Origin of the sequence: Streptomyces glaucescens, from assembly GCF_002154375.1 — a bacterium.
Lineage (GTDB): Bacteria > Actinomycetota > Actinomycetes > Streptomycetales > Streptomycetaceae > Streptomyces > Streptomyces glaucescens.
Map to the genome: position 1 here is coordinate 1 of NZ_MUND01000324.1, position 18,243 is coordinate 18,243.

The 18,243-nt window shown below is 72.9% G+C and carries 17 protein-coding genes and 1 pseudogene; 9 read left to right on the forward strand and 9 right to left on the reverse strand.

Translation table 11 applies throughout. From position 1 onward, the window contains the following. Positions 1–118: pseudogene (locus CCN42_RS44630) on the reverse strand (purine-nucleoside phosphorylase); the annotation flags it as partial. 76 nt (positions 119–194) lie between these two features. Next, positions 195–632, reverse strand: a complete 438-nt coding sequence (locus tag CCN42_RS21385; protein ID WP_086171423.1) for a gamma-glutamylcyclotransferase family protein — start codon at positions 630–632, stop codon at positions 195–197. Between the two features lie 106 nt (positions 633–738). Here CCN42_RS21385 and CCN42_RS21390 point away from each other — a divergent pair, with 106 nt between their 5' ends. Continuing rightward, complete coding sequence (locus CCN42_RS21390) at positions 739–2,187, forward strand: NAD(P)H-quinone dehydrogenase (RefSeq protein ID WP_086171424.1); 1,449 nt, start codon at positions 739–741, stop codon at positions 2,185–2,187. Positions 2,188–2,354: 167 nt separating this feature from the next. Beyond that, the gene (locus CCN42_RS21395) at positions 2,355–3,347 is read left to right on the forward strand and encodes a DeoR/GlpR family DNA-binding transcription regulator (protein WP_086737925.1); all 993 of its coding nucleotides are present in this window, start codon (positions 2,355–2,357) and stop codon (positions 3,345–3,347) included. Between the two features lie 313 nt (positions 3,348–3,660). Here the strand turns inward: CCN42_RS21395 and CCN42_RS21400 are convergent, their stop codons facing one another. Then, positions 3,661–5,433 carry an acetyl/propionyl/methylcrotonyl-CoA carboxylase subunit alpha gene (locus CCN42_RS21400; RefSeq protein ID WP_086737927.1) on the reverse strand — a complete coding sequence of 591 codons (1,773 nt, stop codon included), beginning with the start codon at positions 5,431–5,433 and terminating at the stop codon, positions 3,661–3,663. Positions 5,434–5,808: 375 nt separating this feature from the next. Here CCN42_RS21400 and CCN42_RS21405 point away from each other — a divergent pair, with 375 nt between their 5' ends. Next, complete coding sequence (locus CCN42_RS21405; protein ID WP_245877399.1) at positions 5,809–6,318, forward strand: hypothetical protein; 510 nt, start codon at positions 5,809–5,811, stop codon at positions 6,316–6,318. A 102-nt stretch (positions 6,319–6,420) separates the two neighbouring features. Here CCN42_RS21405 and CCN42_RS21410 read toward each other — a convergent pair whose 3' ends face one another. Together CCN42_RS21410 and mmpB are read right to left on the reverse strand one after the other, a co-directional pair. After that, on the reverse strand, positions 6,421–7,029 hold the full coding sequence (locus CCN42_RS21410; protein ID WP_086171427.1) for a Maf family protein: 609 nt from the start codon (positions 7,027–7,029) through the stop codon (positions 6,421–6,423). A gap of 39 nt (positions 7,030–7,068) precedes the next feature. Continuing rightward, positions 7,069–7,197: a morphogenic membrane protein MmpB gene (mmpB, locus tag CCN42_RS42630; RefSeq protein WP_086171428.1), complete on the reverse strand. Its 129-nt coding sequence runs from the start codon at positions 7,195–7,197 to the stop codon at positions 7,069–7,071. Between the two features lie 154 nt (positions 7,198–7,351). On the opposite strand from mmpB, the gene CCN42_RS21420 reads away from it, so the two are divergent. Beyond that, the gene (locus CCN42_RS21420) at positions 7,352–8,485 is read left to right on the forward strand and encodes an SGNH/GDSL hydrolase family protein (RefSeq protein WP_086737929.1); all 1,134 of its coding nucleotides are present in this window, start codon (positions 7,352–7,354) and stop codon (positions 8,483–8,485) included. A 13-nt stretch (positions 8,486–8,498) separates the two neighbouring features. On the opposite strand, the gene CCN42_RS21425 is transcribed toward CCN42_RS21420, so the two are convergent. Then, positions 8,499–8,708, reverse strand: coding sequence for an acyl-CoA carboxylase epsilon subunit (locus tag CCN42_RS21425; protein ID WP_086171430.1), 210 nt, complete (start codon positions 8,706–8,708; stop codon positions 8,499–8,501). A 23-nt stretch (positions 8,709–8,731) separates the two neighbouring features. Then, positions 8,732–10,327, reverse strand: a complete 1,596-nt coding sequence (locus CCN42_RS21430; RefSeq protein ID WP_086737930.1) for an acyl-CoA carboxylase subunit beta — start codon at positions 10,325–10,327, stop codon at positions 8,732–8,734. 110 nt (positions 10,328–10,437) lie between these two features. On the opposite strand from CCN42_RS21430, the gene CCN42_RS21435 reads away from it, so the two are divergent. Both CCN42_RS21435 and CCN42_RS21440 read left to right on the forward strand, forming a co-directional pair. Next, positions 10,438–11,298 (forward strand): biotin--[acetyl-CoA-carboxylase] ligase, encoded by an 861-nt coding sequence (locus CCN42_RS21435; protein ID WP_086737932.1) that lies wholly within the window; start codon positions 10,438–10,440, stop codon positions 11,296–11,298. Positions 11,299–11,550: 252 nt separating this feature from the next. Further along, positions 11,551–12,669 carry an adenylate/guanylate cyclase domain-containing protein gene (locus CCN42_RS21440; protein ID WP_086171433.1) on the forward strand — a complete coding sequence of 373 codons (1,119 nt, stop codon included), beginning with the start codon at positions 11,551–11,553 and terminating at the stop codon, positions 12,667–12,669. A gap of 32 nt (positions 12,670–12,701) precedes the next feature. On the opposite strand, the gene CCN42_RS21445 is transcribed toward CCN42_RS21440, so the two are convergent. Next, on the reverse strand, positions 12,702–13,352 hold the full coding sequence (locus CCN42_RS21445) for a hypothetical protein (protein WP_245877398.1): 651 nt from the start codon (positions 13,350–13,352) through the stop codon (positions 12,702–12,704). Positions 13,353–13,691: 339 nt separating this feature from the next. On the opposite strand from CCN42_RS21445, the gene CCN42_RS21450 reads away from it, so the two are divergent. From CCN42_RS21450 to hutH, 3 genes are all read left to right on the forward strand, one after another. Then, positions 13,692–14,492 carry an enoyl-CoA hydratase/isomerase family protein gene (locus tag CCN42_RS21450; RefSeq protein ID WP_086737933.1) on the forward strand — a complete coding sequence of 267 codons (801 nt, stop codon included), beginning with the start codon at positions 13,692–13,694 and terminating at the stop codon, positions 14,490–14,492. A gap of 124 nt (positions 14,493–14,616) precedes the next feature. Then, on the forward strand, positions 14,617–15,762 hold the full coding sequence (locus CCN42_RS21455; protein WP_086737935.1) for a GGDEF domain-containing protein: 1,146 nt from the start codon (positions 14,617–14,619) through the stop codon (positions 15,760–15,762). Positions 15,763–15,844: 82 nt separating this feature from the next. Then, positions 15,845–17,383 carry a histidine ammonia-lyase gene (hutH, locus tag CCN42_RS21460; RefSeq protein ID WP_086737936.1) on the forward strand — a complete coding sequence of 513 codons (1,539 nt, stop codon included), beginning with the start codon at positions 15,845–15,847 and terminating at the stop codon, positions 17,381–17,383. A gap of 67 nt (positions 17,384–17,450) precedes the next feature. On the opposite strand, the gene CCN42_RS21465 is transcribed toward hutH, so the two are convergent. Beyond that, positions 17,451–18,242, reverse strand: coding sequence for a hypothetical protein (locus CCN42_RS21465; RefSeq protein WP_086737938.1), 792 nt, complete (start codon positions 18,240–18,242; stop codon positions 17,451–17,453). Position 18,243: the final 1 nt, after the last annotated feature.

The following is an 18,243-nucleotide window of genomic DNA, read 5'->3' on the forward strand; positions in this document are numbered from 1 at the left end:
CGGCGGCGGCGTCGGCGGCGGCGTAGGGGTCGCCCTGGATGTCGTCCGGAAGAAGAGATGCGTTCACGCGGTCGAGGGTAGCCGAGCATTGCCTACGCGCGTAGATGACAGAGCTCACGGGATTGGGATCGTTGTCTTGTCGTTTTCGACGAGGCGGTGGGGGCGAGAGGGCGGAGGGGCGGCCGTGACCTGGCTCAGCAGGGACGTTTGCGGAGTTCCATGACGTAGTCGTGGGGGGCTCCGGCGGATTCGGCCGCGTCGGCGATTTCGCCCAGATAGCGGGCGGAGGGCAGGCCCCCCTCGTAGCCGTTGAGGACGTACACCCAGGCCTGCTCCTCGCCGTCGAGGGTGTGCACGCGCACCTGGAGGCGGCGGTAGACGTCGAGGTCCATGCCGACCCAGCGGTCCAGGGACTCCTCGTCCATCGGGGCGATGTCGTAGAGGGCCACGAAGACCTGGGAGAGCGGGTCCTCGACGATCGTGGCGAGGGCGCCTTCCCAGCCGAGCTGCTCGCCGCCGAAGGTCAGTCGCCAGCCGTTCAGCCAGCCCGTGGCACGGAGCGGCGAGTGGGGAGCGCGGCGGTTCATCAGCCGCGCGTCGAGATTGCCGGCGTAGGCGGCGTAGAGCGACATGGGGAGAGGGTACGGCAGTGGGAACGGGTGTCACTTCGTCCACAGGGGCATCGGGGACGGCCCGGCCGGGCCCCCGGGGCGGTCGCACCTTGAGGCGTGCGGGACAATGGAGTACGTGACTCGGATCGTGATCATCGGTGGCGGACCCGGCGGATACGAAGCGGCGCTGGTCGCCGCTCAGCTCGGTGCGGAGGTGACCGTCGTCGACTGCGACGGTCTGGGCGGTGCGTCGGTGCTGACCGACTGCGTGCCGTCGAAGACGCTCATCGCGACGGCCGAGGTGATGACCACCTTCGACTCGTCGTACGAGGAGCTGGGGATCATCGTCGCGGACGACACCCCGCACATCGACACGCCCGCACGGGTGGTGGGGGTCGATCTCGGCAAGGTCAACCGGCGGGTGAAGCGGCTGGCGCTCGCCCAGTCGCACGACATCACGGCGTCCGTGACGCGCGCCGGCGCCCGGGTGGTGCGCGGGCGCGGGCGGCTCGATGGGCAGCAGGGCCAGGACGGGTCGCGCAAGGTCGTGGTGCGCGCCGCCGACGGCAGCGAGGAGACGCTCGTCGCCGACGCGGTGCTGATCGCCACGGGCGGGCATCCGCGTGAGCTGGCCGACGCCCAGCCCGACGGCGAGCGGATCCTGAACTGGACCCAGGTGTACGACCTGAACGAGCTCCCCGAGGAGCTGATCGTGGTCGGGTCCGGTGTCACCGGCGCCGAGTTCGCCGGCGCCTACCAGGCGCTCGGCTCGAAGGTCACCCTGGTGTCGTCCCGGGACCGGGTGCTGCCCGGCGAGGACCCGGACGCCGCGGCCGTCCTCGAGGACGTCTTCCGGCGGCGCGGCATGAACGTCATGGCGCGCTCGCGCGCCCAGTCCGCCAAGCGGGTGGGCGACCGGGTCGAGGTCGCCCTCGCCGACGGGCGGGTCATCACCGGCACGCACTGCCTGATGGCAGTCGGCGCCATTCCGAACACCGAGGGCATGGGCCTGGAGGAGGCCGGGGTCAAGCTGCGCGACTCCGGGCACATCTGGACCGACAAGGTGTCCAGGACCACCGCGCCCGGCGTCTACGCAGCGGGCGACGTGACCGGGGTGTTCGCCCTCGCCTCGGTGGCCGCCATGCAGGGCCGTATCGCCATGTACCACTTCCTGGGCGATGCCGTGGCGCCGCTGAACCTGAAGACCGTGTCGTCGAACGTCTTCACGGACCCGGAGATCGCCACCGTCGGCTACACCCAGGCGGACGTGGACGCCGGGAAGATCGACGCGCGCGTGGTGAAGCTGCCGCTGCTGCGCAACCCGCGCGCGAAGATGCAGGGCATCCGGGACGGCTTCGTCAAGATCTTCTGCCGGCCCGGGACGGGCATCGTGGTCGGCGGTGTCGTCGTGGCGCCGCGCGCTTCGGAACTGATCCACCCCATCTCGATCGCCGTCGACAACAATCTGACGGTCGAACAGATCGCGAACGCGTTCACCGTGTACCCGTCCCTGTCGGGCTCGATCGCGGAGGTGGCGCGGCAGCTCCACACCCGCAAGACGGGCGACGGCGGCTGACGGCCGAAACGGATTCCTCCCTGGTCACAGCGTGTTGTGGACAGTGCGCGCGGCATAGGCGGCGGGAGTACGCCCCTATACCACTTCCGCCCCTGCCGTGCGAACAACTTCTGTTATTCGGCGCAAACTGCTGAAAGCAGACGGTCGTTGGGGTTACTGTCAGTTTCGTGTTCGCTGCAGAACGTCGCCAATTGATCCTCGAAATGGTGCGAGCGAACGGAGCCGTGTCGCTCCGTGAGCTCGCCCGTGTCGTCCAGACCTCCGAAGTGACCGTACGACGGGACGTGCGCGCGCTGGAGGCAGAAGGACTCCTCGACCGCCGGCACGGCGGTGCGGTACTGCCGGGCGGGTTCACGCGGGAGTCCGGCTTTCCGCAGAAGTCTCATCTCGCGACCGCCGAGAAGACGGCCATCGCCGACCTCGCCGCCAACTTCGTCGAAGAGGGGGAGGCCATCGTCGTCGGAGCGGGCACCACGACCCAGGAGCTGGCCCGCCGGCTGGCCCGGATCCCCGGGCTGACCGTCGTCACCAACTCCCTGCTGGTGGCGCAGGCCCTCGCCCACGCCAACCGGGTGGAGGTCGTGATGACCGGCGGTACGCTGCGCGGGTCCAACTACGCCCTCGTCGGCTCCGGCGCCGAGCAGTCCCTCCAGGGCCTCAGGGTCTCGCGGGCCTTCCTCTCCGGGAGCGGGCTCACCGCCGAGCGCGGGCTCTCCACGTCCAACATGCTCTCCGCCTCCGTCGACCGCGCGCTCGTGCAGGCAGCCGCCGAGGTCGTGGTCCTCGCCGACCACACCAAGCTCGGCACGGACACCATGTTCCAGACCGTGCCCACGGACGTCATCACCCGTCTCGTCACCGACGAGCCCCCGGCCCACGACGACCGCGCGGCCACCGAGCTCCAGGCCCTGGCCGACCAGGGCGTCCAGATCGCCGTCGCGGGCACCGGTGCCTCGGGAAACGCCGGGGGCCACGGCAGCGCGGGGGGTGAGACGTCCGGTGCGGGCCGCCAGCCGCGCCGGGACGTCCCTCTGCCGGGCCCGCGCCGGGGGCAGGTGCCCGGCCAGCCCTTCCGCACGGCCGGGGTGATGGGTGAGCGTGAGCAGTCCTCGGGCGCCGAGCGGGAGCGGGCGCGCGTCGCCGATCTGCGGCGGCGTTAGACCGGGGCAGGCGGGGGGCGCTGGGCCGGGCGGCGCAGATGCGCGCGGCGTTGCTCCGTAGGGGTGCTGCGCGGTGCGGGGCGGTCGTGTGAGGGTGCTGTACGGCGCGGACACGCGGGGGTGCGGACGCGTGCTGCTGCGCGGCGCGGTCGTGCGGCGGTGCGGTCGTGCCGAGGTCGCACTCAGGGGCGCGTGCCAGTGGCCGTAGGGGCGCCACCGCGCGCCACCAGGCGCCGCCGGGCGGTGCGCAACGTCGCGCGCCCGGCGGAGGGAGCCCCCGCCGGGCGCGCAGCCGGACCTCGTGCGGTCCGGGTCAGTCCTTGATCTCGCAGATCGCGGCGCCCGACGTGACCGAGGCGCCGACCTCGGCGGCCAGGCCCTTGATGGTGCCCGCCTTGTGGGCGTTGAGCGGCTGCTCCATCTTCATGGCCTCCAGGACGACGACCAGGTCGCCTTCCTGAACCTCCTGGCCCTCCTCCACAGCGATCTTGACGATCGTGCCCTGCATCGGGGAGGCGAGGGTGTCGCCGGAGGCCACCGGGCCCGACTTCTTCGCCGCGCGCCGCTTCGGCTTGGCACCGGCCGCCAGGCCCGTGCGCGCCAGCGACATGCCGAGCGAGGACGGCAGGGACACCTCCAGGCGCTTGCCGCCGACCTCGACGACGACCGTCTCACGGCCTGTCTCCTCGTCCGCCTCGGTGTCGGCGGGCGCGGTGAACGGCTTGATGTCGTTGACGAACTCGGTCTCGATCCAGCGGGTGTGGACCGTGAACGGGTCGGTCGAGCCGGTCAGCTCGGGGGCGAACGCCGGGTCCTTCACCACCGCGCGGTGGAACGGGATGGCCGTCGCCATGCCCTCGACCTGGAACTCCTCCAGGGCGCGGGCGGCCCGCTGGAGGGCCTGCTCACGGGTGGCGCCGGTGACGATCAGCTTGGCGAGCAGGGAGTCCCAGGCCGGGCCGATGACCGAGCCGGACTCGACGCCGGCGTCCAGGCGGACGCCCGGGCCGGACGGCGGGTCGAACCGGGTGACGGTGCCGGGGGCGGGCAGGAAGCCCCGGCCGGGGTCCTCGCCGTTGATACGGAACTCGAACGAGTGACCGCGCAGTTCGGGGTCGCCGTAGCCGAGCTCCTCGCCGTCGGCGATCCGGAACATCTCGCGCACCAGGTCGATGCCCGCGACCTCCTCGGTGACGGGGTGCTCGACCTGGAGGCGGGTGTTGACCTCCAGGAAGGAGATGGTGCCGTCCACGCCGACCAGGAACTCCACGGTGCCCGCGCCGACGTAGCCGGCCTCCTTGAGGATGGCCTTGGAGGCGCGGTACAGCTCGGCGACCTGCTCGTCCGAGAGGAACGGCGCGGGGGCCTCCTCGACGAGCTTCTGGTGGCGGCGCTGGAGGGAGCAGTCGCGGGTGGAGACGACGACCACGTTGCCGTGCTGGTCGGCGAGGCACTGGGTCTCGACGTGGCGGGGCTTGTCGAGGTAGCGCTCGACGAAGCACTCGCCGCGGCCGAAGGCGGCGACCGCCTCGCGGACCGCCGAGTCGTACAGCTCGGGGACCTCTTCGAGGGTGCGGGCGACCTTCAGACCACGGCCACCGCCGCCGAAGGCGGCCTTGATGGCGATCGGCAGGCCGTGCTCCTCCGCGAAGGCCACGACCTCGTCGGCCCCGGAGACGGGGTCGGGGGTGCCGGCGACCAGCGGCGCGCCGGCGCGCTGGGCGATGTGCCGGGCCGCGACCTTGTCGCCGAGGTCGCGGATGGCCTGCGGGGGCGGGCCGATCCAGATCAGCCCGGCGTCCAGGACGGCCTGGGCGAACTCGGCGTTCTCGGACAGGAAGCCGTAGCCGGGGTGGATCGCGTCGGCGCCGGACTCCCGGGCGGCCTTCAGCACCTTCTCGATGTCCAGGTAGCTGGTGGCCGGAGTGTCACCGCCCAGGGCGAACGCCTCATCCGCGGCGCGGACATGCAGAGCGTCCCGATCCGGGTCGGCGTAGACGGCCACGCTCGCGATACCGGCATCCCGGCAGGCCCGGGCAACGCGGACAGCGATTTCGCCACGGTTGGCGATGAGCACCTTGCGCACGATGAGGCTCCCTCCTTGAAACAAGCCGAGTTTAGGGACTGCCGACACGGCACTTCGACCCGTCCCCAATGGTGAGCTTGCCCACACGGAGCGTGATTCGAGGCTCGCTCGACCCGAGAAATCCCTTGTCGTACCGCGGTACGCAGGACTCCTGCGGGAAACCCTAGCCCTCCGCTGTGGTCAAGGTCTCTGTCATCAGGTGCTGCGGGCCACTCTGTTTCTTTGTCGAGTCCCTACGAATGGCCCAACCGTTCTTTGCTCCTCGCGGGACCCTTGCCCAGACGTTTACCCGTTAGTAGCGTTCGCGCTGTCTCGAACGTACTCGGGGTAACAGCGGCCTTGCCCGCTCCGACGGCCGAAGGGCGGGTGGAACCGGTGGTGCGCAGACCGGTGGCATGGATCGTGGCGGTCGTGCTCTTCGCCGAGGCGCTGGGCGTGGCGGGGCTCAACTGGTTCCTCGGGGTCGTGGTCGACCGTCAGGACATGTCCCTCGCCGGGCTCGACCCGGACGTCATGGCGACGTCCTCGAAGATCGGCGGCGTGGTCTTCGGCCTCTACTTCGCCCTGTGCGGGCTGGTCGCCCTGCTGGCGGCCCTGCGCGACCGCCCGGCGGCCGGCCTCGGGCGGGTCCTGCTGATCAGCGCGGCGGTGGTGCACGCGCTGCTCGGGGCGTTCATGTGGGGACTGGTGGGGTGGCCGGCGTTCCTGTTCATGGTGCTGGTGCTCGGCCTGATCGTGCTGCTGCTGATGACGTACGACGGGCGGACCGAGGCGGAGGGGGCCGGGGCGCCCCCGGGGCCTGCGGGACCCGCAGGGCCCGCGGAGCCCACGGACTCCGCCGAGCCCACGGACGCGGTGTCCGGCCGGGGGCCCGCGTCGGCGTGAGCGGACGGCTGCGCGCGGGCGTGAGCCTGCCGGTGTGCGCCGGTGTGAGAGCCCGACCGCCGCGCGAGGGCGCCCTGCGCGCCCGCGTGCGGCGGTCGGCGGTCACGTCCACAGGTCGGTGATGTTGATCCCCAGCTGGGCCAGCAGCTTGCGGACGAGGGGCAGGCTGATGCCGATCACGTTGCCGTGATCGCCGTCGATGCCGTCGATGAAGGGGGCCGAGCGGCCGTCCAGCGTGAAGGCGCCGGCGACGTGGAGCGGCTCGCCGGAGGCGACGTAGGCGGCGATCTCCTCGTCGGTGGGGTCGCCGAAGCGGACGACGGTGGAGGCGGTGGCCGAGGCGTAGCGGCCGGTCGCGGTGTCGTAGACGCAGTGACCGGTCTGGAGGGTGCCGGCCCGGCCGCGCATGGACTTCCAGCGGGCCGTGGCCTCCTCGGCGTCGTCCGGCTTGCCGAGTGCCCGGCCGTCCAGGTCGAGCACCGAGTCGCAGCCGATCACGATCGCCCCCATGACCTCGGGCTTCGCGGCCACGACGGAGGCCTTGGCCTCGGCGAGGGCGAGGGCCAGTTCGGCGGGCGTGGGGGCGGTGACGGCGTCCTCGTCGACGCCGCTCACGATCACCTCGGGGTCGAGCCCGGCCTGGCGGAGCAGGCCCAGCCGGGCGGGGGACTGGGAGGCGAGCACGAGTCGGCGGCGCGGCTGATCAGTCATGCGGTCAGGGTAGCCAAGGACGCGCGGGCCCGCGGGGCCTCATCGCACGCCCAGCACGATCATCGCGAGCACCATGGCCACCGCCATGAGAAGGCCCAGCCGCCGCAGTTTCTCCTGCATGTCGCGCAGTTCCTCGGGCGGCTCGTTCTCGGGGTCGGACCACAGCATGTCTGCCATCGTCCGGCGGTGGGCGGGGGTGGCGCCTGAGTACGCGTACTCAACTTCCGCGTTGCGGGCCCACCCTTCCACGCCTCCCTTTAATGGTGCTACAGTTCCTTTAGTTAAAGGGACTGCCGTACCGTTTGAACTTGGAGGGTGTGTCATGTCGTTCACCACCGCCTGGACCGCGTCACCCCAGATGCCCAGCGAGGGCTTCACGCCGAACTGGTCGCGGGAGGGCTTCTGGGCCCAGTCCCTGCGCCAGGTCGTGCACCTCACCGCGGGCGGCCGACGGATCCGCGTCCGGCTCTCGAACGCGTACGGCACCTCGGCGCTGCGCATCGCGGGCGCCACGGTGGCCCGTACGGCGGCGGGGGCGGCCGTGGAGCCCGGCTCGACACGGCGGCTCACCTTCGACGGCACGGAGCGGACCGTCGTCCCCGCCCGCGGACAGCTCGTCAGCGACCCGGCCGAGCTGCCGCTGGCGGCGGGGGAGTCGCTGACGGTCACCCTGCACCTGGACGCCGTCACCGGCCCCGCGACCTTCCACGCCCAGGCCTTCACCCCCAGCTACCGCGGCGCGGGCGACCTGCTCGCCGACACCGGCGGCACCGGGTTCACGGAGACCACCGAGTCCTGGTACTTCCTCTCCGCCGTCGAGACCGACGCCGGGCGCACCGACGGGATCGCCCTCTTCGGTGACTCCATCACCGACGGCTTCGGCTCCACCCCGGGCACCGACCGCCGCTGGTCCGACGCGCTCGCCCGGCGCACCGGACGGCCCGTCGCCAACGCCGGGATCGGCGGGAACCTGCTGCTCAACGACTCGGCGTGGTTCGGCGAGAAGGCCGTCCACCGGCTGGGCCGGGACGTCCTCGACCACCCGGGCCTGGACACGCTCGTCGTGCTGCTCGGCCTGAACGACATCGGGTTCAGCGAGACCGACGAGCAGCCCACCTACCACCCGGCGCCGGTGGTGGAGGCGGACGAACTCATCACGGGCCACCGGCGGCTGATACGGCAGGCGCGCGAAGGGGGCCTGCGCGTGGTGGGCGCCACCCTGCTGCCGTTCGGCGGCTCCGACCACTGGGGCGAGCACGCCGCCAAGGTCAGCCACGAACTCGACGAGTGGATCCGCGCCTCGGGGGAGTACGACGCGGTGGCCGACCTGAACCGGGCCCTGGCCGACCCGGCGGACCCGGACCGGCTGCACCCGGCGTACGACTTCGGCGACCACCTGCACCCCAACGACGCGGGGTTCGCGGTGATGGCCGAAGCCGTCGCGGACGTGCTGTGACGCGCCTGCCGGCTCAGCCGGGCCAGTAGGTGCGCGCCCAGGTCGCCGGACCGGGCTGCGGCAGCCGGCGGGCGGCGATCCGGGACGGGTCCGCCCAGGAGTCCCGGGGAGCGGGCGCGCCGGGCGGCAGGGCGGCGGCCGCCGCGGCGCGGACCCGGACCACCGCCAGTGCGGCGGCCAGCTCCTCCGGGGTCGGGTTTCCCCGTACGACCTTGATGTTCATGACCGCTCCCAGGGTCCCTCGGGTTACAGGGGGATGTTGCCGTGCTTCTTCGGAGGCAGGGATTCCCGCTTGGTGCGCAGCTGACGCAGACCGCGCACGATGTGACGGCGGGTGTCGGACGGCATGATCACCGCGTCGACGTAGCCGCGCTCGGCCGCGACGTAGGGGTTGAGGAGGGCGTCCTCGTACTCCTGCATCAGCCGGGCGCGGGTGGCCTCGACGTCCTCCCCGTTCGTCTCCGCCTCGGCGAGGGTGCGGCGGTGGAGGATGTTGACGGCGCCCTGGGCGCCCATGACCGCGATCTGGGCGGTGGGCCAGGCCAGGTTGAGGTCGGCGCCCAGGTGCTTGGAGCCCATCACGTCGTAGGCGCCGCCGAAGGCCTTGCGGGTGATCACGGTGATCAGCGGGACGGTCGCCTCGGCGTAGGCGTAGATCAGCTTGGCGCCGCGGCGGATGATGCCGGTGTGCTCCTGGTCGACGCCCGGCAGGAAGCCGGGCACGTCCACGAAGGTCAGCACCGGCACGTTGAAGGCGTCGCAGGTGCGCACGAAGCGGGCGGCCTTCTCACTCGCGTCGATGTCCAGGCAGCCCGCGAACTGCATCGGCTGGTTGGCGACGACACCGACCGGGCGGCCCTCGACCCGGCCGAAACCGGTGAGGATGTTCGGCGCGAACAGCGGCTGGGTCTCGAAGAACTCCGCGTCGTCGAGGACGTGCTCGATGACGGTGTGCATGTCGTACGGCTGGTTCGCCGAGTCCGGGACGATGGTGTCCAGCTCGCGGTCCTCGTCGCTCAGCTCCAGGTCCGCCTCCTCCGGGAAGGCCGGGGGCTCGCTGAGGTTGTTCGACGGCAGGTACGACAGCAGCTGCTTGACGTACTCGATGGCGTCCTTCTCGTCGCCCGCCATGTGGTGGGCGACACCGGAGGCCGTGTTGTGGGTCCTGGCCCCGCCCAGCTCCTCGAAGCCGACGTCCTCGCCGGTGACCGTCTTGATGACGTCGGGGCCGGTGATGAACATGTGCGAGGTCTGGTCGACCATGACCGTGAAGTCGGTGATCGCCGGGGAGTAGACGGCGCCGCCCGCGCAGGGCCCGACAACGAGGCTGATCTGCGGGATCACACCGCTCGCGTGGGTGTTGCGGCGGAAGATCTCGCCGTACGCGCCGAGCGAGGCCACACCCTCCTGGATGCGGGCGCCGCCGGAGTCGTTGATGCCGATGACCGGGCAGCCGGTCTTCAGCGCGAAGTCCATCACCTTGACGATCTTCTGGCCGTACACCTCGCCGAGGGCCCCGCCGAAGACGGTGAAGTCCTGCGAGAAGACCGCGACGGGGCGGCCGTCGACGGTGCCGTAGCCGGTGACCACGCCGTCGCCGTAGGGGCGGTTCCTGTCGAGCCCGAAGTTGCTGGAGCGGTGCCGGGCGAACTCGTCCAGCTCGACGAAGGAACCCTCGTCCATCAGCAGCTCGATCCGCTCACGGGCCGTCAGTTTGCCCTTGGAGTGCTGCTTTTCCACGGCGCGGGCGGAGCCGGCGTGCGTCGCCTCCTCGATCCGGCGCTGGAGATCCGCGAGCTTGCCCGCGGTCGTGTGGATGTCGATCTCTTCCGGCTCGGACATCGGGATGCGGCTCCCTGCCTGCTCAAAAGGGGGGACGGTTACTCATCCGTAGAGTAGTGGGGGGCCTTCCGATCGGCAGTGCGGTCTTTCCCACACCTAGGGTGGCTTGCATGACGCCGCGAGATGCCTCAGGAGACAGCCGCTGGTCGGACCTCGACCGGCCGCCGCTCAACGCCGCCGCACTGCGCCGTGCCCTGGTCCGGGAGGGCGGCCTGTGGTCGGACCTGGAGGTGGTGCAGAGCACCGGCTCCACCAACAGCGACCTGGTGGCCCGGGCCGCCGGAGGGGAGACACCCGAGGGGGTGATCCTCGTCGCCGAGGAGCAGACGTCCGGACGGGGCCGCCTGGACCGCCAGTGGACGGCACCGCCCCGCTCCGGCCTCTTCTTCTCCGTCCTGCTGCGCCCCGCCGAGGTGCCGGTCGCCCGCTGGGGCTGGCTCCCCCTGCTCACCGGCGTCGCCGTCGCCACCGGACTGGCCCGCACCGCGGGCGTCGACACCGCCCTCAAATGGCCCAACGACCTGCTGGTGACCGTGGGCGGCGAGGAGCGCAAGGCCGGGGGCATCCTCGCCGAGCGGGCCGGAGCGGACGGCGTCGTCGTCGGCGTCGGCATCAACGTCACCCTCCGCGCGGACGAGCTGCCCGTCCCCCAGGCGGGCTCACTGGCGCTCGCCGGCGCCGTCGGCACGGACCGCGACCCGCTGCTGCGGGGCATGCTGCGGGCCCTCGAGGACTGGTACGGCCGCTGGCGGTCGGCCGGCGGCGACCCGGCGGCCTGCGGCCTCCAGGACACCTACGCGGCAGGCTGCGCGACCCTCGGCCGCGTCGTCCGCGCCGAACTCCCCGGAGACCGCTCCGTGATCGGCGAGGCCGTGGCGGTCGACGGAGACGGCCGACTCGTCATCGCCACCGAGGAGGGCGTGCAGGAGCCGGTGGGCGCGGGCGACATCGTCCACCTGCGCCCGGCGTGAGGAGGCCCGGCGCGGGGCTCGCCGGCCCGCGGCTCCGCCGCGCGGGCGCGAGCCCTCAGGGGCCCGGGACGGTGCCGCTGTGCGGCTCCGCCGCGCGGGCGCGACCAGCCACGGACGGGCCGCACCCGGCGTGCGACGGCACCCGGCGCCCCCCACCCCGCCCGTCGGCCCGACGGAGTGAGCTGGCGCACATCTGCCGTAGAGTTGAGGCCGGTCGATACCTGACCGTGGCAGATCGGAAGGGCAACAGGCGTGACCGTCGACGACACGGGCTCCGGCATGGGTCGTAACCCAGCGCCCGACGGCACCGACCCCGGCGAGGACCCCCTCGCCCTCCGTCTCGAACAGCTCATCCTCGGCGCCGAACGCCGCTACACCCCCTTCCAGGCGGCCCGCAGCGCCGGTGTCTCCATGGAGCTGGCGTCCCGCTTCTGGCGGGCGATGGGCTTCGCCGACATCGGTCAGGCCAAGGCGCTCACCGAGGCGGACGTGCTCGCCCTGCGCCGCCTGGCCGGTCTCGTCGAGGCGGGGCTGCTGAGTGAGGCGATGGCGGTGCAGGTGGCCCGCTCCACGGGCCAGACCACCGCCCGTCTGGCCGAGTGGCAGATCGATTCCTTCCTGGAGGGCCTGACCGAGCCGCCGGAGCCCGGCATGACCCGCACCGAGGTCACGTATCCCCTGGTGGAACTGCTCCTGCCCGAGCTCGAGGAGTTCCTGGTCTACGTCTGGCGGCGCCAGCTCGCCGCCGCGACCGGCCGGGTGGTCCAGGCCGCCGACGACGAGGAGATGGTGGACCGGCGGCTGGCCGTCGGCTTCGCCGACCTCGTCGGCTTCACCCGGCTCACCCGCCGCCTGGAGGAGGAGGAGCTGGGCGAGCTGGTCGAGGCCTTCGAGACCACGGCAGCCGACCTGGTCGCCGCGCGCGGCGGACGGCTCATCAAGACGCTCGGCGACGAGGTGCTGTACGCCGCCGACGACGCGGGCGTCGCCGCGGAGATCGCGCTGCGGCTGATCGAGACCATGGCGAACGACGAGACCATGCCGGAACTGCGCGTCGGCATCGCCTTCGGCACGGTGACCACCCGTATGGGTGATGTCTTCGGGACGACGGTGAACCTGGCCTCCCGGCTGACGTCCATAGCGCCCCGGGACGCCGTGCTGGTCGACAGCGCCTTCGCGGAGGAGCTGATCCGGACCGGTGAGGCGCCCGCCTCGGAGGCGGAGGCGGCCGAGGCCGCGGCCGCCGCGGAGAAGGAGGGCGAGCAGCCGCCGGCGTACCGCTTCGCGCTCCAGCCGATGTGGCAGCGGCCGGTGCGTGGGCTGGGCGTGGTGGAACCGTGGCTGCTCACGCGGCGGGACGGCACGGCGTAGCGCCGCAGCCCGGGCCTCTGCGGCTCGGGCGGTCACCGGTCCGTGTCCGGCGGGTCCACGCACAGGCCGATCACCGGGATGCAGAAACCGGGCTCGTCCGGGCGTTCGGGTGCCGGGGTGCCGGTGGTCGGCGTGGCCGACGGGGCCGGCTTCGGCTTCGGCCGCGGGGCGGCGCTGCTGGGTGCCGGTGGTCCGGGTGGTGCCGGCGCCGCGGTGGCGCCGGGGGCCGAGGGCGGATCCGGTGTGCGCGGGACGGTCGTCGCGTCGGGGGCGGCGATGCCGGTGTGCGTGGGGGAATCGGCCGCGGTGGGGACGTGCACCGTGGTCCCGGCGGCCGCCGTGGCCGCCCGGGGCGCCGCCCCGCCTTGCGCGGACGGCGCGGACGGGGTGCGCTCCGGTGCGGTGGCGAGGGACGCGGCCGTGTTCGCCGCCCGGTCCCCGAGGCGGCCGGTCGGCACCGGATCCGGGCTGGGGCCGGTCCGCACGGGACCGAGGCCGCCGACGACGCCCGGCTCCGCCGACAGCCGTACGAGGCTCAGCACCCCGGCGGCCACCACAAGCCCGCCCGCGGCGAGCAGCAGCCCGCGCCGGCGAGGACGCCGGTGCCGGCCGCGGGCCGGGCGGGCCGGGGGGTGGCCTGCGCGAGCCCTGTGGGTTGTGTCCGTCTTCGTTCCGCTCGTCATGCGATCGATCCCTCCCCGCTCCGCGCGCCCCCGGTGCGCCGTGGCGGAGCACGCTATGCGCTCCCCGGTTCGTGGGCGCGGGAGTCGGGCGGATGTCACTCGAACGAGGTGTCGGGCGTTGCGGCGGGGGCGGGAACACCCGCCCCGGGCCCGGGTCAGCGGAACTGGACCGGCGCCGACCCGCTCGCGGACCCCGGGGCGGCGGGATCGGGACGGCTCGGGGACGGCTCGGGGACGGCTCAGGGAAGTCCGCTCTTTTCCCCGCGGGGCAGGACTGCGATGATCGTGGGAGTGGAAGTTAACCCGCGTTAACCGGAGGGTGTCGTGAGCGAGGGCGTTGTGAGCGAGGAGCGGTTCGGGGAGTTCGTGCTGGTGCGGCGGTACGAGCGCGGGCATGTCGCGGAGCTGGCCCTCGACCGTCCCAAGGCGATGAACGCGGTGTCGACGGAGATGGCGCGGTCCGTCGCCGGGGCGTGCGCTGCGCTCGCCGCGGACCGGGACGTCCGGGTGGTCGTGCTGACGTCGACGCACGAGCGGGCGTTCTGCGTCGGTGCGGACCTGAAGGAGCGCAACTCCTTCACCGACGCGGACCTGGTCCGCCAGCGCCCGGTGACGCGCGGCGCGTACACCGGTGTGCTGCAGCTGCCGATGCCGACGATCGCGGCGGTGCACGGCTTCGCCCTGGGCGGCGGTTTCGAGCTGGCCCTGTCCTGCGACGTGATCGTGGCGGACCGTACGGCGGTGGTGGGCCTGCCGGAGGTGTCCGTGGGCGTGATCCCCGGCGGTGGGGGGACCCAGCTGCTGCCCCGCCGGGTGGGGGCGGCCCGCGCCGCCGAGCTGATCTTCACGGCCCGCCGGGTGGAGGCGCCCGAGGCGCGGGAGCTGGGCCTGGTCGACGTTCTGGTGGAGGAGGGGCGGGACCGGGAGGAGGCGCTGGCGCTGGCCTCACGGATCGCCGCCAACTCCCCGGTCGGCCTGCGCGCGGCCAAGCGTGCCCTCGGACTCGGTCACGGCCTGGACCTCCGGGCCGGCCTGGAGGTCGAGGACGCGGCGTGGCGCTCGGTGGCGTTCTCCGGGGACCGGGCGGAGGGGGTGGCGGCGTTCAACGAGAAGCGGAAGCCGGAGTGGCCCGGGGAGTGAAGGGCGGCGCGCCGGCCCGGGCGGGACTCCTCACGCCGGTCCGGGGCCCGCGCGCGTCACCGTGATCCCCCCCGAGCGCCGTCTCGACGTCCCACATCTCCTGAAACATCCCTAGCCTGGAGCAATGGGTGAGGACAACCGGCTCGCGGACGTGGTCGCGCTGGCGCAGGGGATGGCCGCCGCGCGTACCCCGCGGGAGTCGTGGCGGGCGGCGGCGGCCGGGGCGTGCCGGGCGCTGAACGGGAGCTTCGCCGCGCTGTCGGCGTGGGAGCGGGAGCTGGGGCGGCTGCGGGTGCTGGTGAACGTCGGCGACCGTGCGCCGGACGAGGCGGAGTTCCCGGAGGGCGAGGCCTATCCGGTGCACCAGTTCCCCGAGATCACCGAGTTCCTGCACGAGCAGTGGGCGGCCGGCGGGGAGCCGGACGCCTGGGTGGAGACCGCCGACGGGCCGACGGAGGGCCGTGCCGGGTTCGTGCACGAGCGGGTGTCGGCCCTGCGCCGGCGCGGGCGGGGGTCGTGTGTCGTCGCACCGATCGTGCTGCACGGGCGGGCCTGGGGCGAGCTGTATGTGGCCCGGCCGGCCGGGGCCGCGGTGTTCGGCCGGGACGACGCGGACTTCGCGACGGTGCTGGCCGCCGTTGTGGCGGCGGGCATCGCGCAGACGGAGCGGCTGGAGGAGGCCCGCAGGCTCGCCTTCACGGACTCCCTCACCGGTCTCGCCAACCGCCGCGCCGTCGACGTGCGGCTGGACGAGGCGGTGGAGCGGCACCGCAGGGAAGGGGTGGTCGTCAGTCTGGTGGTCTGTGACCTGAATGGGCTCAAGCGGGTCAACGACACCCTCGGGCACGCCGTCGGCGACCGGCTGCTGGAGCGGTTCGGCTCGGTGCTGTCGCTGTGCGGGGCGATGCTCCCGGGCGCTCTCGCCGCCCGGCTCGGCGGGGACGAGTTCTGTCTGCTCGCGGTGGGCCCGCCCGCCGAGGACGTGGTGAAGGTGGCCGACGAGCTGTGCCGCCGGGCCGCGGAGCTGGAGCTGGGCGAGGGGGTCGCCTGCGGGGTCGCCTCCACCGCGGAGCCGATCGGCCCGGTCCGTTCCGCTCGCCGGCTGTTCCGGCTGGCGGACGCCGCCCAGTACCGGGCGAAGGCCGTGCGCGCGGCCCGGCCGGTGGTCGCGGGCCAGGAGGGACCGGACGATCCGGTGGTGCGCCTGGCCGATGCCCCGTCCCGCGACGGGAGCACGGAGCGGCGGCGGTTCCGGGGGCGCGGAGCGTGAGCAAGGGGGTGTGAGTAAGGGGTGAACCCCACCCCCACTGGTGACATTTTCGAATTCACTGCGTACGCTCCTGAATATGGATATGCACACTGTGGTGGTGGGGACGTCCGGCGTCACCGCGACCGACGTTCTCGCCGTGGCCCGCGGCGGCGCCCGCGTCGAGCTCTCCGACGAGGCGGTGGCCGCCCTCACCGCCGCCCGCGGGATCGTGGACGCGCTGGCGGCCAAGCCGGACCCCGTCTACGGCGTCTCCACCGGCTTCGGCGCCCTGGCGACCCGGCACATCGGCCAGGAGCTGCGCACCCAGCTCCAGCGCAACATCGTCCGCTCGCACGCCGCCGGCATGGGCCCGCGCGTGGAGCGGGAGGTCGTCCGGGCCCTGATGTTCCTGCGGCTCAAGACCGTCTGCTCCGGGCACACCGGCGTGCGGCCCGAGGTCGCGCAGACCATGGCGGACGTCCTCAACGCCGGGATCACCCCGGTCGTGCACGAGTACGGCTCGCTGGGCTGCTCCGGCGACCTGGCCCCGCTCTCGCACTGCGCCCTCACGCTGATGGGCGAGGGCGACGCCGAGGGTCCGGACGGCGCCGTCCGCCCCGCGGGCGAACTGCTCGCCGAGCACGGCATCGCCCCCGTCGAGCTGCGCGAGAAGGAGGGCCTCGCCCTCCTCAACGGCACCGACGGCATGCTCGGCATGCTGATCATGGCCCTGGCCGACCTGGACACCCTCTACAAGTCCGCCGACGTCACCGCCGCCCTCAGCCTCGAAGCCCTGCTCGGCACCGAGAAGGTCCTCGCCCCCGAGCTGCACGCCATCCGCCCGCACCCGGGCCAGGGTGCCGCCGCAGCCAACATGCTCGCCGTCCTCCAGGGTTCGGGCCTCACCGGTCACCACCAGGACGACGCGCCCCGCGTCCAGGACGCCTACTCGGTGCGCTGCGCCCCGCAGGTCGCCGGTGCCGGCCGGGACACCATGGCCCACGCCCGCCTGGTCGCCGAGCGCGAGCTGGCCTCGGCGGTCGACAACCCCGTGGTCCTCCCCGACGGCCGGGTGGAGTCCAACGGCAACTTCCACGGCGCCCCGGTCGCCTACGTCCTGGACTTCCTGGCCATCGCCGCCGCCGACCTGGCCTCCATCGCCGAGCGCCGCACGGACCGGCTGCTGGACAAGAACCGCAGCCACGGGCTGCCGCCGTTCCTCGCCGACGACGCGGGCGTGGACAGCGGGCTGATGATCGCTCAGTACACCCAGGCCGCGCTGGTCAGTGAGCTGAAGCGGCTGGCCGTACCGGCGTCGGCGGACTCCATCCCGTCCTCCGCGATGCAGGAGGACCACGTCTCCATGGGCTGGTCGGCGGCGCGCAAGCTGCGCACGGCGGTGGACAACCTCACCCGCGTCATCGCCATCGAGCTGTACGCGGCCACCCGCGCCGTCGAGCTGCGCGAGGGCCTGACCCCCGCCCCGGCGACCCGGGCAGTCCTGGACGCGGTCCGCGCGGCCGGCGTCGAGGGTCCCGGCCCCGACCGCTTCCTCGCCCCCGACCTCGCGGCGGCGGACGCGTTCGTGCGCGAGGGCCGGCTGGTCGCCGCGGTGGAGTCGGTCACCGGACCGCTGCGGTAGGGGGAGCACGGCACGGCGAAGGGCCCCGTCCGGTGTGCGGACGGGGCCCTTCGCGGTAGGCCGCGGGTTACTTGAGCTTGCCCGCCTGGGCGTCGATGAGCGCCGCCGGAATGTCGTAGTCCTTGCCGGACATCAGCGCGCCGATGTTCATCGTGTAGTAGGTGGCGACGTTGTTGCCGTGCCGCACGACCTCGCCCTGGAGCTTGCCCTCCTGGCCCTCCATGTCGCCGGTCAGGGTGAACGCGACCGACTCGTCACCCGTGCCCGAGGCCTTCTTCCCGGTCACCTTGGTGATCTTCTGCTCCTCGCCGCCCGATCCGGCGGTGAAGCCGCCCGCGCAGGCCGCGACGGCGTCGGTGACCGACTTGAACGTCTTCTCGGCGCCGTCGCCGTCGTACGAGGAGAGGCCGACCACGGTGACGTTGATGTTCATCGAGTCGCCGAAGGCGTCCTCGAACTCACCCTCCGTCAGATCCTCCAGGGACTTGGAGGCGGTGTCGGTCGGCGACTTCTCCTCCGTCGCCATGGTGTTCGTCTCGGCCGCGGCGTCGCCCGGCGCCAGACCGGTCATCACGTACATGAGCGGCTTGCACTTCTCGTCGCCCGTGATGGCCTTCTTGTCGGCCGGGAACTCCGTCTTGTCGACGGCGCTGAACGTGAACCCGTCCACGTCGCCCTTGGCGACGATGAGCTTCTGCAGCTCCGCGGCGCTCAGCGCCTCGGCGGCGGGGGCGTCGTCCTGCGAGCCGGAACCCTTGTCCCCGTTCGACCCGCTCTCCGAACAGCCCGTGATGAGGGCGAGCGACAGCACGCTCACAGCAGCCGTGGCGCTCAGCCGCGCGCCCGATGATCTCTTCATG

Bases quoted from the DNA above. Each gene is read 5' to 3' on its own strand.
- mmpB (WP_086171428.1), bottom strand. From the start codon at position 7,197: ATGCTGTGGTCCGACCCCGAGAACGAGCCGCCCGAGGAACTGCGCGAC.
- CCN42_RS21410 (WP_086171427.1), bottom strand. From the start codon at position 7,029: ATGACTGATCAGCCGCGCCGCCGACTCGTGCTCGCCTCCCAGTCCCCC.
- CCN42_RS21385 (WP_086171423.1), bottom strand. From the start codon at position 632: ATGTCGCTCTACGCCGCCTACGCCGGCAATCTCGACGCGCGGCTGATG.
- CCN42_RS21435 (WP_086737932.1), top strand. From the start codon at position 10,438: ATGACGCCGCGAGATGCCTCAGGAGACAGCCGCTGGTCGGACCTCGAC.
- CCN42_RS21420 (WP_086737929.1), top strand. From the start codon at position 7,352: ATGTCGTTCACCACCGCCTGGACCGCGTCACCCCAGATGCCCAGCGAG.
- CCN42_RS21430 (WP_086737930.1), bottom strand. From the start codon at position 10,327: ATGTCCGAGCCGGAAGAGATCGACATCCACACGACCGCGGGCAAGCTC.
- CCN42_RS21425 (WP_086171430.1), bottom strand. From the start codon at position 8,708: ATGAACATCAAGGTCGTACGGGGAAACCCGACCCCGGAGGAGCTGGCC.
- hutH (WP_086737936.1), top strand. From the start codon at position 15,845: ATGCACACTGTGGTGGTGGGGACGTCCGGCGTCACCGCGACCGACGTT.
- CCN42_RS21465 (WP_086737938.1), bottom strand. From the start codon at position 18,242: ATGAAGAGATCATCGGGCGCGCGGCTGAGCGCCACGGCTGCTGTGAGC.
- CCN42_RS21390 (WP_086171424.1), top strand. From the start codon at position 739: ATGGAGTACGTGACTCGGATCGTGATCATCGGTGGCGGACCCGGCGGA.
- CCN42_RS21445 (WP_245877398.1), bottom strand. From the start codon at position 13,352: ATGACGAGCGGAACGAAGACGGACACAACCCACAGGGCTCGCGCAGGC.
- CCN42_RS21455 (WP_086737935.1), top strand. From the start codon at position 14,617: ATGGGTGAGGACAACCGGCTCGCGGACGTGGTCGCGCTGGCGCAGGGG.